The sequence below is a fragment of the Vibrio ichthyoenteri ATCC 700023 genome (assembly GCF_000222605.1).
GTDB lineage: Bacteria > Pseudomonadota > Gammaproteobacteria > Enterobacterales > Vibrionaceae > Vibrio > Vibrio ichthyoenteri.
In genome coordinates this window covers 1-15,214 of the sequence record NZ_AFWF01000016.1, presented here as the reverse complement: position 1 = coordinate 15,214, position 15,214 = coordinate 1, and the positions used below count along the sequence as shown (strand labels likewise).

Annotated in this window: 15 protein-coding genes and 1 riboswitch; of the genes, 10 read left to right on the top strand and 5 right to left on the bottom strand. The window is 44.4% G+C overall.

Annotation, left to right across the window (positions count from 1 at the left end; genetic code table 11):
• Positions 1-38 precede the first annotated feature (38 nt).
• A complete protein-coding gene (locus tag RH85_RS02445) occupies positions 39-947 on the bottom strand; it encodes a LysR family transcriptional regulator (RefSeq protein ID WP_006710596.1) in 909 nt (302 codons plus the stop codon).
• 134 nt (positions 948-1,081) lie between these two features.
• On the opposite strand from RH85_RS02445, the gene RH85_RS02440 reads away from it, so the two are divergent.
• From RH85_RS02440 to RH85_RS02430, 3 genes are all read left to right on the top strand, one after another.
• Positions 1,082-1,585 (top strand): lactoylglutathione lyase family protein, encoded by a 504-nt coding sequence (locus RH85_RS02440; protein ID WP_006710595.1) that lies wholly within the window; start codon positions 1,082-1,084, stop codon positions 1,583-1,585.
• Positions 1,586-1,683: 98 nt separating this feature from the next.
• Positions 1,684-1,781, top strand: a riboswitch (TPP riboswitch).
• 88 nt (positions 1,782-1,869) lie between these two features.
• Positions 1,870-2,703, top strand: coding sequence for a bifunctional hydroxymethylpyrimidine kinase/phosphomethylpyrimidine kinase (thiD, locus tag RH85_RS02435; protein ID WP_006710594.1), 834 nt, complete (start codon positions 1,870-1,872; stop codon positions 2,701-2,703).
• Positions 2,704-2,992: 289 nt separating this feature from the next.
• Positions 2,993-3,754, top strand: coding sequence for a phosphatase PAP2 family protein (locus RH85_RS02430; RefSeq protein ID WP_006710592.1), 762 nt, complete (start codon positions 2,993-2,995; stop codon positions 3,752-3,754).
• A 128-nt stretch (positions 3,755-3,882) separates the two neighbouring features.
• Here the strand turns inward: RH85_RS02430 and RH85_RS02425 are convergent, their stop codons facing one another.
• Positions 3,883-4,965: a permease gene (locus RH85_RS02425; RefSeq protein ID WP_006710591.1), complete on the bottom strand. Its 1,083-nt coding sequence runs from the start codon at positions 4,963-4,965 to the stop codon at positions 3,883-3,885.
• 215 nt (positions 4,966-5,180) lie between these two features.
• Between RH85_RS02425 and RH85_RS02420 the strand changes: the two genes are divergently transcribed.
• The 4 genes from RH85_RS02420 to RH85_RS02405 all read left to right on the top strand — a co-directional run bounded on the left by RH85_RS02420 (position 5,181) and on the right by RH85_RS02405 (position 8,290).
• Positions 5,181-6,431: a peptidoglycan DD-metalloendopeptidase family protein gene (locus RH85_RS02420; RefSeq protein WP_006710590.1), complete on the top strand. Its 1,251-nt coding sequence runs from the start codon at positions 5,181-5,183 to the stop codon at positions 6,429-6,431.
• Positions 6,432-6,618: 187 nt separating this feature from the next.
• Positions 6,619-6,912 (top strand): ArsR/SmtB family transcription factor, encoded by a 294-nt coding sequence (locus tag RH85_RS02415; RefSeq protein ID WP_006710589.1) that lies wholly within the window; start codon positions 6,619-6,621, stop codon positions 6,910-6,912.
• Entirely contained in the window at positions 6,899-7,510 is a 612-nt protein-coding gene (gene sigZ / locus RH85_RS02410; protein ID WP_006710588.1) for an RNA polymerase sigma factor SigZ, read from the top strand. Before RH85_RS02415 ends, sigZ begins: the two co-directional genes overlap by 14 nt.
• A gap of 96 nt (positions 7,511-7,606) precedes the next feature.
• Complete coding sequence (locus RH85_RS02405) at positions 7,607-8,290, top strand: glutathione S-transferase family protein (RefSeq protein WP_006710587.1); 684 nt, start codon at positions 7,607-7,609, stop codon at positions 8,288-8,290.
• A gap of 71 nt (positions 8,291-8,361) precedes the next feature.
• Here RH85_RS02405 and RH85_RS02400 read toward each other — a convergent pair whose 3' ends face one another.
• Complete coding sequence (locus RH85_RS02400; RefSeq protein WP_006710586.1) at positions 8,362-10,275, bottom strand: methyl-accepting chemotaxis protein; 1,914 nt, start codon at positions 10,273-10,275, stop codon at positions 8,362-8,364.
• A 469-nt stretch (positions 10,276-10,744) separates the two neighbouring features.
• Here RH85_RS02400 and RH85_RS02395 point away from each other — a divergent pair, with 469 nt between their 5' ends.
• The gene (locus tag RH85_RS02395; RefSeq protein ID WP_006710585.1) at positions 10,745-11,173 is read left to right on the top strand and encodes a VOC family protein; all 429 of its coding nucleotides are present in this window, start codon (positions 10,745-10,747) and stop codon (positions 11,171-11,173) included.
• 100 nt (positions 11,174-11,273) lie between these two features.
• On the opposite strand, the gene RH85_RS02390 is transcribed toward RH85_RS02395, so the two are convergent.
• On the bottom strand, positions 11,274-11,591 hold the full coding sequence (locus RH85_RS02390) for a hypothetical protein (RefSeq protein ID WP_006710584.1): 318 nt from the start codon (positions 11,589-11,591) through the stop codon (positions 11,274-11,276).
• 140 nt (positions 11,592-11,731) lie between these two features.
• Between RH85_RS02390 and RH85_RS02385 the strand changes: the two genes are divergently transcribed.
• Positions 11,732-12,049, top strand: a complete 318-nt coding sequence (locus RH85_RS02385) for a helix-turn-helix domain-containing protein (RefSeq protein WP_006710583.1) — start codon at positions 11,732-11,734, stop codon at positions 12,047-12,049.
• 241 nt (positions 12,050-12,290) lie between these two features.
• On the top strand, positions 12,291-12,704 hold the full coding sequence (locus RH85_RS02380; RefSeq protein WP_006710582.1) for a GFA family protein: 414 nt from the start codon (positions 12,291-12,293) through the stop codon (positions 12,702-12,704).
• Between the two features lie 93 nt (positions 12,705-12,797).
• Here the strand turns inward: RH85_RS02380 and RH85_RS02375 are convergent, their stop codons facing one another.
• Positions 12,798-14,891, bottom strand: a complete 2,094-nt coding sequence (locus RH85_RS02375) for a methyl-accepting chemotaxis protein (protein WP_006710581.1) — start codon at positions 14,889-14,891, stop codon at positions 12,798-12,800.
• Between the last annotated feature and the right edge of the window lie 323 nt (positions 14,892-15,214).

The window sequence follows — 15,214 nt, the reverse complement described above, 5'->3', positions numbered from 1 at the left end:
TTTGTTATTTGTGAAAAGCTCAATGTAGGTAGCTTTTACTAAGCGGTTAGCTCGCGCTTCAGAAGTGCCTGCTCAACTTCATTTATCACGGTCATAAAGCGTTGCGGCATGCAAGAACGCTGCTTGGCGATCAGATAGAGTGTTTCGGTAATCGCTTGCTTAGGTTGGTAGACTGCGATGTGTTCTTTGTGAGCAAAATTCTCCAAGGCACTTAGCGGTAAAATGGTGAATCCTAATCCCTTTGCGACGGGCAATAGGATTTGGCTTAACTGATTGACGTAACCCGTAATAGGCAATTGCTCGAAACGCAGATCAACAAAATCAGCCTCATCACTGTGGGCACAAAAACGAGCTAAATAGTGTTCCGCATCGGGATGATTAATTAATCCTAGTTGCTGTAAATCTGATTTTTTTAACTCATCTTTCGGTAATTGGTTAGCTGGAAACATCAAGCACAAAGGTTCCTCACTCAAGGCTTGGCTAAAAATGCGCTTGTCGTTTGTTTGGCTGGTCACAATACCTAAATCTGCCGCTCCACTTAAAATATCCGCCTTAATTTTTCGATTTGGTGCGGCTTCAACATGTGTAATCAATTTCGGACATTTACATTGTAAATCTAATAAGCGTGGATAGAGCAGCAAAGCGAGTGAACCAGAGCAGGCGAGTTTGATGTTGCCATGGTATGCCGAGTCTGGCTCAAGGCTTGCCAATAGCTGCGCTTCGCGATGTTGAGATTCTTTTGCGTAATCGAATAACACCTTACCTTGGGAGGTGATCTCAAAGCTTTTGTTGTTACGCTCAATGAGAGGATGGCCGCAAGCTTGCTCTAATTTTTTAATGTGCTGACTGACACCAGGTTGCGTCATAAACAAGCGCTCTGCGGTACGGGTAAAGTGACCCGTTTCAATCAAGGTCATAAAGGTTTTTAACCAGAGAGGGTTGAGCATCAGATTTCTCGTTGCGTTTTTTAATAACAAAATATTATTAATATAAGAATAAACCATAATTTATCATACTAAAACTAAGCCGTTATTCTTTTCGTAACGAAACGAGCAATCCGCTCGAAACTTACGAGGTTAATATGTCTACTCCTTATCCACGCAACTTTTCCCACATTGGTATTTCGGTTCCTGATCTGGAAGCTGCGGTTAAGTTTTACACTGAAGTGCTTGGTTGGTACTTGATCATGGAGCCTACAGAAATTATCGAAGATGATTCTGCGATTGGTGAAATGTGCACGGATGTATTTGGTGCTGATTGGCAGCGTTTCCGTATCGCTCATCTTTCAACGGGTGACCGCATCGGTGTAGAGCTGTTTGAGTTTAAAAATCAGCAAAACCCAGAAGATAACTTTGAGTATTGGAAAACAGGTATTTTCCATTTCTGCGTTCAAGATCCAGACGTTGAAGGACTGGCAGAGAAGATCGTTGCAGCGGGTGGTAAGAAGCGCATGAAAGCACCCCGTTACTATTATCCGGGTGAAAAACCGTACCGTATGATTTATATGGAAGACCCATTTGGCAACATCTTAGAGATCTACTCGCACAGCTACGAATTACACTACGCTGCTGGTGCCTATAAATAAGTTGTGTTCACAGTATCGCAGCAGTAATTAGTCGTGCGGTATTGCTCACGGTTGCTGCTCGCAACTTACTTTTCGCATTAGATTACTGGTATCATTAACGCAAATAGTCGGGGAGCCTTAGGGCTGAGATCGCATCGCGAGACCCGTTGAACCTGATTCAGTTAGCACTGACGTAGGGAACTATGCGTATTTTAGCCGTTGAAATCATGCATGGCTAAATCGCACTCACAAAGTTGTAACTCGACTCGTGAGTCGTTCCATACGTTGCGCGTAGGAGTAGACTCATGCCTCATTCACTTACATCCGCAACAACTCCCATTGTTTTAACGATCGCAGGCTCTGATAGCGGCGGTGGTGCTGGTATTCAAGCTGACATTAAAGCGATTTCGGCCACAGGCAGTTATGCTTGTTCGGCGATTACCGCGATTACGGCGCAAAATACTCAAGGCGTGTCCGCCATCTTTCCGATTCCCTTAGAGCATGTTGCTCATCAACTTGATGCGGTTTTTAGTGATCTGAATGTTATAGCGGTTAAAGTTGGAATGTTAGCGGATAGTGCGATCATTAATGTGGTGGCTGACAAACTTGAACAATATCAGCCGCAATATATTGTGTTAGATCCAGTCATGGTCGCCACGAGTGGCGATTTACTCTTGGCTCATGACGCCATCAGTACTCTCAAGCAACGTTTAATACCTTTGGCGGATTTGATCACCCCGAACCTGCCTGAAGGTGCGGCATTGACCGGATTAGCAGTGCCACATGATGAAGAGCAAATGGGTAATATGATTACCTCGTTACGCCAATTGGGTGCGAAGGCGGTCTTGCTTAAAGGTGGTCATTTGGAAGCCGATACAAACAGCAACGATTTGTTTATTCGACCAAAATCAGTGTGCGTGTTGCGAGCGCAACGCATTGTAACTAAGAATACTCACGGAACCGGCTGTACGCTTTCTGCCGCTATTGCGTCTTATCTAGCGCAAGGCGAACGATTAGAAGGCGCGGTAGAGCGAGGCAAAGCGTATATCACCCAAGCGATTAGTCATGCAGATGAACTCTCTGTTGGTCAAGGTCATGGTCCGGTGCATCACTTTTTTGCTAATGCACTAACCGAGTAATGGTAACCGTGGTAGATCTTCGTTTTTAATCAGCGTTTTTGTGGTGACAAATGCTGGCTTTTGGTTTGCCCTTTCAATCACAGAAAACGACCTCTAAGGTCGTTTTTTTCATCAAATTGACAGCAATTTGATAATTTTTCCACACCGATTCAGCTAGTATAGCGACAACGGTGACAAGGAGAGATTCCTTCTCTTTGCCGAATGTCCCCATACCTTACCCAGTTCACATGTAGCGCAAGCTTGCTTAGCTTATCTGCGACAGTAACTGGTAATCGTTGAGCTAAATTTGATGAAAGACTACCTCTATACCAAGCGTTATGGCCTAGCCGTATTAACGGCATTTCTTTTACTGATCGCACCGATGACGTTAATGGTTAGCCATATTGACTTGTTAAGCTCGGTTAATGAAGGTGAAGGTTTTTTCTTCAGCTTGCTGACAAACTCTGCGGGTAGTCCGGGCTTTTTGATTACGCTAGCGGTATTGTGTCTGGTGAGCTTAACGCTGGATTTAACGCCAAAACAGCAATGGCAAAAGGCCGTGCAATTAGGCATTATCCTCGTGATTGGTTTTGCGGCAAAAACGGGCCTTAAGCATGTTACTGAAAGTCCGCGTCCGTATACGGAAGTATTGACACATCAATTACTTATTCCTAAACCGGCTCATTTCTATCAGTTATCCCCTCATCAACAAGATCAGTTGATCACCCAAGTATCAAATCAAGTGAGCCCTTGGCGTACACAGCATTGGCTTGGGGAAACCGACTACTCTTTTCCTTCAGGGCATACCATGTTTGTGGCTATCTGTTTGGTCTGTTTTGGCGGATTGTTCATTGAGCACAAGCGCTATGGCTTAGCGGCAACGCTATTGATTTGGGGAGTCGCGGTTGCCTACAGTCGCTTATGGATCGGTATGCACAGACCAATAGATTTGGTGGGTTCGGCGATCTTTGTTGCTTTGGTATATACGATGCTACCCAACTTCTCCGTTTGGTTAGATACGTTGTTTGACCGGATTGAATCGTACTTACCATCTAGAGAAAGAGGCGTGTAGCCCACGAATTATTAATGAAACCATGCCTTAGTCGGCGCGGTTTTTTTGCCAGGCGCTATATAGCAAAACAGCAACTCAGTGAGTTGCTGTTTTTTTTATGAAATTTGAAAGTTCAGTGGATGATTGGCTTAACCAAAAATCATGGTGTAAAGGTAACCGGCACCGATTGCCATGGTTAAGATCACCACCAAGAATGCCGCAATCATTTGGTTTTTGAAGATAGACTTTAGCAGAATAACTTCAGTCAAACTCGCGCCAGCACTACCAATGATCAATGCCATCACCGAGCCAAGCGCCATCCCTTTTTGTACCAGTGCTGCACTGAGTGGGATAACCGCTTCTGCACGAATGTACAACGGAATACCAATTACAGCAGCGACAGGGATTGCGTACCACTTACCGGCACCAGCGTACTCAGCAATCAGTTCAGTCGGAATAAAACCGTAGATGAATGAGCCGATCGCGATACCTAACATCAGGTAAGGCAGAACTTGTTTAAAGTCTTTCCATGTAGAAATCCAAATGCGCATCCAACGGCTTGGGGCCTTTGTTTTGACTACCGTTGCGGTTGCAGTACCGTCAGTTGAGCAGCAAGATACCTTCACTTCTGGCTCTGTTTTAGTGCTTGTGCAGCAACTTGTTGGTGCAGCAACAGGCTCTGGTTTGGTACAGCATGATGTTGCTTCAGGTGCTTTGACAGCGGATTTGCTATCACCACAGCTTGAATTGCTTGAACAACTCGAAGCATTCGCTGATTGATACGCTTCTGGTTTTACGTAACGCTCAAAGCCGAGCTTTTCAAGAACAAAGCCTGAAATCACAGAGACGGCCATTGCAATTGCAAAGTAGAACAGCGCGACTTGCCAACCAAATGTCACTACAAACAAACCGATAATCACGGGATTAAGCAGTGGGCTGGCAAATAGGAACACCATCATCGGGCCAAAGCCGGCACGGGCGCGAAGTAGACCTTTTAAAAAAGGGATAGTCGAGCACGAACAAAATGGTGTGATAGAACCTAGCAGCGCGGCCACAAAGTACCCTTTACCGTTGCGTGAGCTTAAGATCGATTGGATCTTTTCAGGCGTAAGGAACTCTTGCAATACACCAACGATGTAACTGATTGCTAGGAATAGAATGATCAATTCTACTGCTAAGAACGCGAACATATCGAGTGCGTCGCGTGCCATTGTCATCATTTCATTACTCATATGAGCCTCAAAGTTTCGTTTAATTTCGAATATTCTCGAATTATAGAAATATTCGTGGGATGATCAAGCTTTATTTCGATAAATATGGAAATAAAGAGAATCGAACTTTTGAGTACTCTTGTTATAACCAAGGAGCTGAAACTAGAATGTCTTTGGTTTACTGTTATGTTATAACATAACATTTGGTCTATTTTCTGATTCTGTTCTTAGTTGCTATGAAAAAAATAACGCTTACCCTTGCCGTTGTGGCTCTCGCCGCTTTTTCCTGTGCGGCGCTCATTTCCGTGCCACCGCAGCATGAGCCATCCGCTGAAGGAATAAAAATATCTCAATATCAGCCCAAGCGTGATGCCGCCAATGATAAGTTGGATGAACGGAATGGCGCTAAAACGATCAAAGTGCACTATTTTGTTAAAATCGGCGATACATTGAGCGGTATTTTTTCGGCATGGCATTTACCTTATCGTGATTTACAACAGCTACTCGAAGCGGATCATGTCAGCTTACGTTTAGATACGATAAAACCGGGAGACTACCTAGAATTTACCCTTAATAGTGATAACAGATCGCTCAGCAGTTTGACCTATCATGTGAGCTTGGTAGAGCAAGCCCATTATCAAAAAGCCCAAGATGGTGAATTCACTTACCAGTTTATAGAAGCGCCAGCACAATGGAGAGAGCGTTTGTACTCAGGGGCAGTAAAGAGTAGTTTCTCAAACTCAGCCCATCAGCTAGGGTTGTCTTCGCGCCAGATTGCTAACATCACGCAAGTTCTTAAAGATAAGTTGGATTTTTCTCGAGCGTTAAGAGCCGGCGATCGCTTTGATGTTTTAGTGAAAGAGCAGTTTGTTGATGAGCATCCTACCGGTAACAGTGAAATACAAGCGATCTCATTTAAGTTGGCGCACGGCGAAGTCTCTGCGTTTCTCGCCAATGACGGTCTATTCTATGACCGAGACGGAGAAAGCTTAGAGCGTGCGTTTAATCGTTACCCGATTGATAAACAATATCGGCGTATTACCTCTGCGTTTAATCCTAAGCGAAAGCACCCTGTGACGGGGAGAATCACGCCTCATAATGGGACAGATTTTGCCACACCGATAGGGGCTCCTATCTATTCGATTGGTGATGGCAAAGTGATTGATATAAGAAATCATCCCTATGCCGGTAAATACTTAGTGATAGAGCATAATAGTGTTTATAAAACACGTTATTTGCATCTCGACAAGTTTCTCGTCAAAAAAGGCCAGCAGGTTAAGCGTGGACAAAAGATTGCGCTATCGGGGGCGACAGGTCGGCTAACCGGGCCTCATTTGCATTTTGAAGTGTTGGTACGAAATCGAGCTGTTGACCCTATGAAGGCCAATCTTCCTTTAGCTTCATCACTTGATCTTGAAGATAAAAAGGATTTTATGGCTCGTATGAGTTCATTTGAGAAAATGATTTTAGAGCAAGGGCGAGGTTAGCGTTCAGTATTGTTGCGTATTGTAATGAAAGGCTTTTTATCTACAGTACAAATAAAAACAGCGACTCAGTGAGTGGTTGTTTTGCTATATGAAATTGGAACCTTCACATAAAGCAGCACCGAGGATGAGATTGCTTTTATTATACATTTCGATTATTTTGGAAATATATCTTTGATTGGAGAATATGATGGAACTCGAATCCGTTGCCAAAGCCTTAAAAGAACTTGGCCATCCGACACGTTTATCAATCTACAAAAGTGTAGTGAAAGCGGGTCATCAAGGCATTGCCGTTGGCGGTTTACAAGAGCAGTTGGACGTTCCTGGCTCTACATTATCGCACCATATTGCTAGCCTCGCATCTGCGGGTTTAATTAGCCAGCGTCGTGAAGGGCGTACGCTTTTTTGTGTCGCTGAGTATCAGTGTTTAGAAGGTGTGATTGGCTTTCTGCAAGCTGAGTGTTGTGCCGATGAATCATGTTAATCACTCGCTGGAGCTTGATGATGTTTGGCGTCAATACCAACATTCGTTAAAGGCGTTTTTGCACAGCAAAGTGGCTAATGATGCGGATGTTGAAGATCTGCAACAAGAAATTCTGTTGAAGACTTATCAAAACCTATCGCAAGTTCACAATGAGGCGAGCGTAAAAGCGTGGTTATTCCAACTTGCCCAGCGCACGATTATCGACTTTTATCGTAAGCGAGCACGCACCCAGCGTGATCACGATTTGCGGATGGAAGACCTATGGTTTGAACCGTCATCAGAGAGTCTTGAGCAAGATATGGCCAACTGTATTGCGCCCTTTATTCAAGCATTGCCCGAAGGCAGTGCAGAACTGCTCAGTGCCGTTGAGTTAAATGGTATGAGTCAAAAAGCACTTGCCGCTCAACAAGGTGTGAGTTACTCAACGTTAAAATCTCGCGTACAAAAGAGCCGTGGTGAGTTGAAAAAACTGTTTGAAGAGTGCTGTGACCTTGAGCTAGACAAACATGGTCATGTCATTGATTACCAGAAAAAAACCAAGAGTGTGGCTATTGCTAACTGGCATTTAGTGGGCATGTTATACGTGTGCTCTTTTTAATTTCGTTTTTTATCGAATTATTTCGTCTTTCGCTGTTCTCTCTCGTCTTAGAAGGTAAGTAGAAAATGAATCACCTTATTTTAAGAGAGACGAAAGATGATTAAGATTGTTAGTTTTAAAATTTGCCCTTTTGTTCAACGGGTTACAGCTGCTCTTGAAGCAAAGAATATCCCCTATGAGCTTGATTTTATTAGCTTGAATGACAAGCCAAAGTGGTTTTTAGAAGTTTCACCTAATGGTCAGGTCCCCTTACTGATCACTGAACGTGGCACTGCGCTGTTTGAGTCTGACGCGATTATTGAATACATCCAAGATGAATATGGGCCACTTGAGCAAGGCATCAGCCACGAGCAACGCGCACTTGATCGTGCATGGAGCTATCTTGGGGCTAAGCACTATTTGGCACAATGCAGCACTATGCGTAGCAGCGATGAAGCGCTACTCGCGGAACGTGTAGTCAATTTGCAAAAAGCCTTTGCGAAAGTGGAAAATCAATGGACCGATGGGCCCTATTTCAAAGGTGCGCAACTGAGTAATGTGGATATTGCTTGGCTGCCTTTACTCCATCGTGCCGATATCGTTAAGCAGCATACCTGTTTTGATATGCTTGAGGGCTTTCCCAAGCTACAAGCATGGCAACAAGCCTTGCTTGATACAGGGCTAATGGCTCGTTCGGTATCTGATGATTTTGAAAGTGCGTTTGCTGGTTTTTATTTGTCAGAACAGACAGCGCTAGGGACAAAGAAATTGGCATGCAAGGCTAATCGTTCGCGCTGTTAATGATTTTTGTTGGTGTTAATAAAAGAAAACCCCGTGCTAGCGGGGTTTTTCATTATGGCAGTCGTGATGGTTTAGAGTTTGAAGCTACCCACCATACTATCTAAGCGCTGTGACAGATCTTTTAGCTCTGCGCTTGCCAGTGCGAGCTCTTCGGCTGTGCTGGTCGTCGCAGCATTAATCGCATTGATCTCTTCAATGTTATTGTTGATGGTGTAAACCACGGTTGATTGCTCTTCCGTTGCGGTTGCGACTTGCGTATTACGATCGGAAATATCGTGAATTCTTTCCGAAATACTGGTCAGTACTTCGACAGCTTCGTCAGAGGAAGCCACCCCTTCATGCGTCACGCTTTTACCTGCTTCCATCGCCATTACCGCATCTTTCGCGTCGCTTTGTAGCTGGTTGATCATCTTTTGAATTTCGTCGGTTGAAACCGCAGTGCGGCTGGCAAGGTTACGTACTTCGTCTGCAACCACAGCAAAGCCTCGTCCTTGTTCACCCGCACGAGCCGCTTCAATCGCGGCATTTAAAGCCAGTAGATTGGTTTGATCAGAGATGTCTCGGATCACATCTAAAATAGAGCCAATTTGTTGGGTGGTTGACGCCAATTGCCCCACGACTTGACCGGTATTATCGATATCCAATGCTAAACGGCTGATGGCATCTTTCGCCTTGTTGACCACGCTTTGGCCTACTTGAGTATTGTCAGAGGCTTGGGCTGCCGTTTCTGCCGCGGTGGCCGCATTTGAGGCGATCTCGCTAATGGTTGCGCCCATTTGGTTAATGGCCGTGACCAGTTGGATCGTTTGATCGTGTTGTTGTTGGCTATTGTCGTGGGTAGAGTGGGCTCGGTTTGATACATTGTCCGCGGCGGCTTGTAGTGCGTGACTGGTCAACGCAACTTCTTTCATCGATTGGTGGATCTTTTCGATAAACCCGTTGAAGCCTGCTGATAATTGACCAATTTCATCATGGCCTTTGACTTCAATTCGCTGTGACAAATCGCCGTCGCCTTTACCTAAGTCGCTAAAGCGTTCAGCAATGGCGCGAATTGGACGAGTAATACTATTTGCTAACAACACGCCCATGAAAATGAATAGCGCAGCAATAACGCCAGTGGTCATGATCATTTGTTGTGCTACTTGAGCAAGATCTGCAAATACTTCGTCAACCGGAACCACACCAATCACGAACCAATCCATACTCGGGACATAGGTGCTGGAAACAAACACTCTTTGTCCTTGGTAATCCGCTTCAATTAAGTTAAAGCCTGATTTATTCAGCAGCTTAGATGATTCTACGCCATAAAATTGCGCTAAAGATGATTGCGTCACGCTGCGGTCGCGGTGAATTTTTACGGCACCGCTTGCGTCGGTTAGATAAACATAGCCTGACTTTTCGATCTTAAAGTTGTTTAGCAGCGAGACCATGTCATCCATGGATTTAGATAAACCAGCCATGGTTAATCCGTTGACTAACTGGAAGTTAGTAAACATTTTCACATCTCCATTTGGCTCTTGGAAGATGCTGACCGAAGTGGCTTTGCCGGATTGAGTAAAACCAAAGAACCAGTTGTCTTGTGGTGTAGTTAATTGACGAAGAAAGCCGTTTTGGTTCCAGTAATATGCGGTCTGACGATTGGCAACAGAGGCGTCGTTCAGGTTGTATTGGCGACGAACATTATTGAGTTCCTTCACCAGCATCGCTTGAGTGGCTGCATTAATATCAGTGCCTTCAACCGCTTGTTTAATAAACTCATTGTTTGTTAGTTGTTCTGCAGCCAGCAGCATTTCACTGACTTGGCGGTCGATTTGACCACTGATATCGTCAAGAATAGAGGGTAACTCAACGTCGATGAGATGATGTTCGAGTACGTCACGTGATTGTTTGTATGCAATCATGCCCATTATGATGGTGGAGGCGAGAACCGCGAAGGTAATGCCAGCGACAACTTTTTGCTTGATGCTCATTGAATTTAGATTCATTGGTTTATCTGCCTTTTTGTAGCATGTCGTTATTGTTATGTTTTTGCACGCCTACTTACCCTATCTGGCAGTCATTTCCATTTGCTGAGCGCATCAACACGGTTAACATATCGGCTATCTGTTTCATTTCTTTACAAAAAATGCGATCAATCTTTATTGTTTAACTTGGATAGTGGATGGTTTTGATATAAGGCCATGTTTTTGTTGGCTATTATTTGACTTGTTCTGATGTGTAAGTTGCTTTGCGCTGCTAAAAGGATTTGATAACAAGAAAGGATGGCTTGCTGTTTAAGTCACTGGCAACTTAGTTTTGATTTCATTAATAAAATCGGACTTGCGTGTCGAAAAAACACCGTTAAACTTCACATAATTGACATTAATTTTGGCGTTTGAGCGTTTGATTCGGTCACCATCTCGGTGAGTGAAATCGACGATATCGATTGATCGTCATTCCAACAAAGAGTTTTAAATGGAACCTCGTATCAGCATTATTACGCTTGGCGTGAAAGATCTAGAAACCTCGTATAACTTTTATACTAAATTAGGTTTCCCAACCACCTACTCTCCAGCGGAAGGTATCGTCTTTTTTAAAACGGGCGGTGTTTGTTTAGCGTTACATCCGATTAATGCGCTCGCTAGAGGTATTTCAAATAAATATGTTGGTTATCGTGAAGGTTTTACAGGAGTGACCATTGCGCATAATACCCGTAGTCGTGGTGAAGTCGATGAAATCCTCGCGATCGCAGCCAAAGCGGGTGGGACGATCGAAAAGCCAGCTCAGGATGTTTTTTGGGGTGGTTATAGCGGTTATTTTTCTGACCCTGACGGCCATGTTTGGGAAGTCGCGTATGGCGACTGTTGGCAATTCAATGCTGATGGCTCGCTCGTAATTGATTAAGCGTCGAGACCAAATGAAGTGTGAAAAGCCGAGTTTACTCGGCTTTTTTATTGCCCGTCTTCCAGTCATCGTCTGACTTGGTGGGGATTGGGGAGTTAGATTATGGTGTGAGTTCTTTATCTAAAGCGTTAATAGCCATTGATAAGGCATCAATGCCAAGGTGACCAAGCTTTTTCTCGTTACTTGAGAGTTCGGTACGGGCTAAGAATAACTCGCTTTCAGCAATGTGCTCTTGATGTAATAGCAGTTCTTTGTATTTCAATAATCGGTATTGAGACCGCTTTAATTCAACCCAAACCTCTTTGCCAGATTCGTTCGCATTTTGCCCAATATCACTAATCAATTTTGCGATTAGTTGTTGCAGATTGCGAAATGCCTCGTCACTTTCGGCGTCATATTTTTCATTATTTTTGTTCATTTAATACCAACCGAGAAACATAAAATATTTTAAAATCAGGGCATTGTGAGAACAGTTTCAGAGGGGGTAAATATGGGCTGGTCAACATGGTCTGCTTATTGCGTTAAATAGGTCATATCTGTCCTTTTTAGGAGTGCGCTATGATCGATCCCATCATTTTGGTTCTGACTAATCGACGTAAACAGGCTAACCTCAGCCGAGCACAAGTCGCTGAAATTGCAGGCATGAGTTTAAAAACCTATCAACGAATTGAGCGAGGCGAGTCGGATATGAAGTTATCGCAATTTCGTGCCATTATTCGGGCGATGAACCTCACGGAACTTGATGTCGCGCTTGATATAAAAGGCGTTCAGCAAGTTACGGCAAATGACTTGGTAAGTGCTTGTCGTTTATTGAATGGCGATGCTCAAGCCTCTTTAATGCGCTTTTTGCTCTTGGTGGGTAAAAACAAATTGTGATTATTCAGAGGGACTGCTGAAGGGGGTCTAGGGGAGGCTCAGATAGAGGCAACTAGACAAAGCACAGCAACTTATGTTTTGCTATCACTTACGTTCTTTAGTTTGTTTAAAGATTTGTGTTGGCTTCACTGGGTGGTGGTGTCGTTGGTGAAGACTGGATGTACATGGAAGAGTTGTTGGACTAAATTGAAGAATCAGATCGAGTTAGCTAAATATTCAATCATGATAAAAGGAATCAAGGATGACCTACCCAATTTCAGCACAATGCCAATGTGGCCAAGTCTCTTATCGATTAAAAGCTGCACCGCAAATGGTTGCCGCATGCCACTGTACTGAGTGCCAAAAGCTGGCAACAGCCCCTTTCAGTGTGACGGCATTGGTTAGAGCGGAAGATATTGATTTTTACGGTGAGATGGGCGAATGGAGTCGTCCAGCAGAGAGTGGCAATGTGAATAGCGCTAAATTCTGTACAGGTTGTGGCAATCGTATTTATCACTTTAATCCTCAAGCAGCAGAACTCATTAAACTCAAGCTCAAGCCGGTAAACCTTACCGATCAATCGATATTTTCACCTACGCTGCACCTATGGGTAAAACAAAAACAGTCTTGGTTCACTATCCCAGATGGGGTTGAGGTGTGTGATACTCAGCCTTAGCCATAAATCTTGCAACATGGGCGGCTTTCCTTTGTTGCTTGTTGGATTGAAATAAAAACAGCGCCCTAAAGGCGCTGTTGTTGATTTTTATCGCTAGATTTTGAACTTATTTAACTCATGGTGAAGATCAGACGCGCTATCAGATAGTTGGTGGCTGATATTGACAGAAGAGGTCATGCTGTCCATTACCTCAATGGCCGTATCATTGATGATCACCACGTTACGGTTGATCTCTTCTGCAACCAAGCTTTGTTCTTCTGCTGCAGAGGCAATTTGATTGTTCGTATCGTTAATGACATCAATTGCTTGGTTTATTTCGACCAAGGCGACTTGAGCGGCTTGTGTTTCGCCCTTGGTGGCTGAAGCTTGCTGTTGACTCTGTTCCATTAAGCTAACGATTGATTGCGTATCTTGTTCTAGGCGGGCCAGCATGGTACGAATCTCTTCGGTAGAGCTTTGCGTGCGATTGGCCAAATTACGAACTTCATCCGCCACCACTGCAAACCCTCGGCCAGCAGAGCCTGCTCGTGCCGCTTCAATCGCTGCATTGAGCGCAAGCAAATTAGTTTGCTCTGCAATCCCGCCGATCTCGGACAAGATGCTTTGGATGCTGGCACTTGATTGCGCCAAGCTCAAGGTTTGCTCTTGTGCGTGATTAACTTGCAATGCTAATGCTTGTACAGAATTGGCTGCATTATCCATACGTGCCATTCCATCAACACTATTGGCTTGTACTTGGCTTGCCGCTGTCGCAGCTTGTACAGCTGAGCTGGCCACCTCTTGCGCTGCTGCTGTCATCTGATTAATCGCGGTGGCTAAAGAGTTGACCTCATTAAGCTGCGCGTTCAATTGGTTCTTCGACATTTCGGCACTGGCTTGGCCTTCATTTGCGCGTTCATCCACGTGAACTGCGGTTTCTTTAGCTGATTGCAACATTTCTTGCATGCGGCTTAAAAAGGCGTTGAACCACTGAGCAAGTTGAGCCGTTTCGTCTTTGCCTTTTACTTCCAAGCGATAAGTTAAATCGCCATCGCCTTGCGCCACATCTTTAAAACGCTCAACAAGGTTACCCAGTACTTTACCAAGAGAGCTGGCGATCATCGCCATCGCTGCAACCCCAAGCACCATCGCGATAATCCCTGCGGTAACGCCCTGCTCGATAGCGTGGCTGTTCATCTCGCTATTCCAATCGATAAAGCTGGTGATGTTTTGTTGCAGTACGTGAGTTGGCACCGACACAATCACAATCCAAGCCGCGCCGGAGGTGTTGACTGATGTGATGGCGTATTCTTGGCCGTTTTGCGTCATCATGCCGATGTTTGATTGGCTGGCAAGGTTTTGAATGTTGTGCCATTGGTTATACAAGGGCATTGGCACTTTCTTACCTACGGTTGTCGGTTGTCCTGAGTTGGCAAGAGTCGCCCCTTTCCATGAGGCTATGATGATATTGCCGTTGCCTTCAAACAGGTCTCGCGCCATGGCTTCACTTTGAGTTTGCAGTTGGGTGAGCGCTAAATCAAAACCAAGAGAGCCAATGATTTTTCCATTTTGTTTGATGGGTTGGCTTATGGTGGTAATCAATTCTTGTTTACCACGCACAGGGTACATGTAAGGTTCCATCACGAACGTCTGACCCGTTTGATAAGGTGCTAAGTGCCACTCATCTTTGCGCTCACCATTTGGATTTAATTCGCTGTTAGTAAAACTGGCCATGCCCAACGCATCAAATCCACCGTGAGTGTTAGGTGAGAAAAATGGCGCTAAGTAACCTTGTTCATTGAAAGCGGCAGCAGCTTTCGCTTCACTTGCCATTGGCCAGGTTTTTTCTTCAAACACCATGTAGCCGGCAAATACGGCTCTATCTTGCGCTTTCAGTGATGCAATAAAATGGTTAACTAAACTATCTGCACCGGCATGCTCTTGAGCACTTTGTTCCATAATCGAACGAAGCTGGCTTAAACTGCGAGTGACCGGAAATAACTCACTGGCGATCGTTTTGCTTTGTTCTGATGCGGCTGAGCGTAGATTGGCGGTGGTCGCCTCTGTTAGTTGGTCAGCGACTTTGTCAGAAATCTGCTGGTTCACTTCGGTAAAAGCATTGGTTGTCATTCCCATTGCAATCAACAAGGTGAAGGCCATTGCTACCCCGGCGCTGACGGCAATCCGCGTGCGAATACTGTTAAACATGCTTACAAACCCTCATTAAGCGGTGTTAGTGATTAGTTGTGGATATTTATGAAATCTGCGCGATTATAACGATAAGTTTTGAATGCTAAATTTGGTTAAATGACAAGGTATGAACAAATAAAGATCACTTATTAATCAAAGTGTTGCGGTGACTTTATTTTGGCGATTACCCGGATGGGGGATGATTGGCTTGGTGGCAGATAATGTTATGATTTTATGGGCTTTTATCGTTTTGTCTTTTGATGTTTACGGCCTGCCTGGTTTGTAACTCAGAATGTAATAGCCAAATAATTGGCGATAAAATTAGTTATTTTAATGAGTTA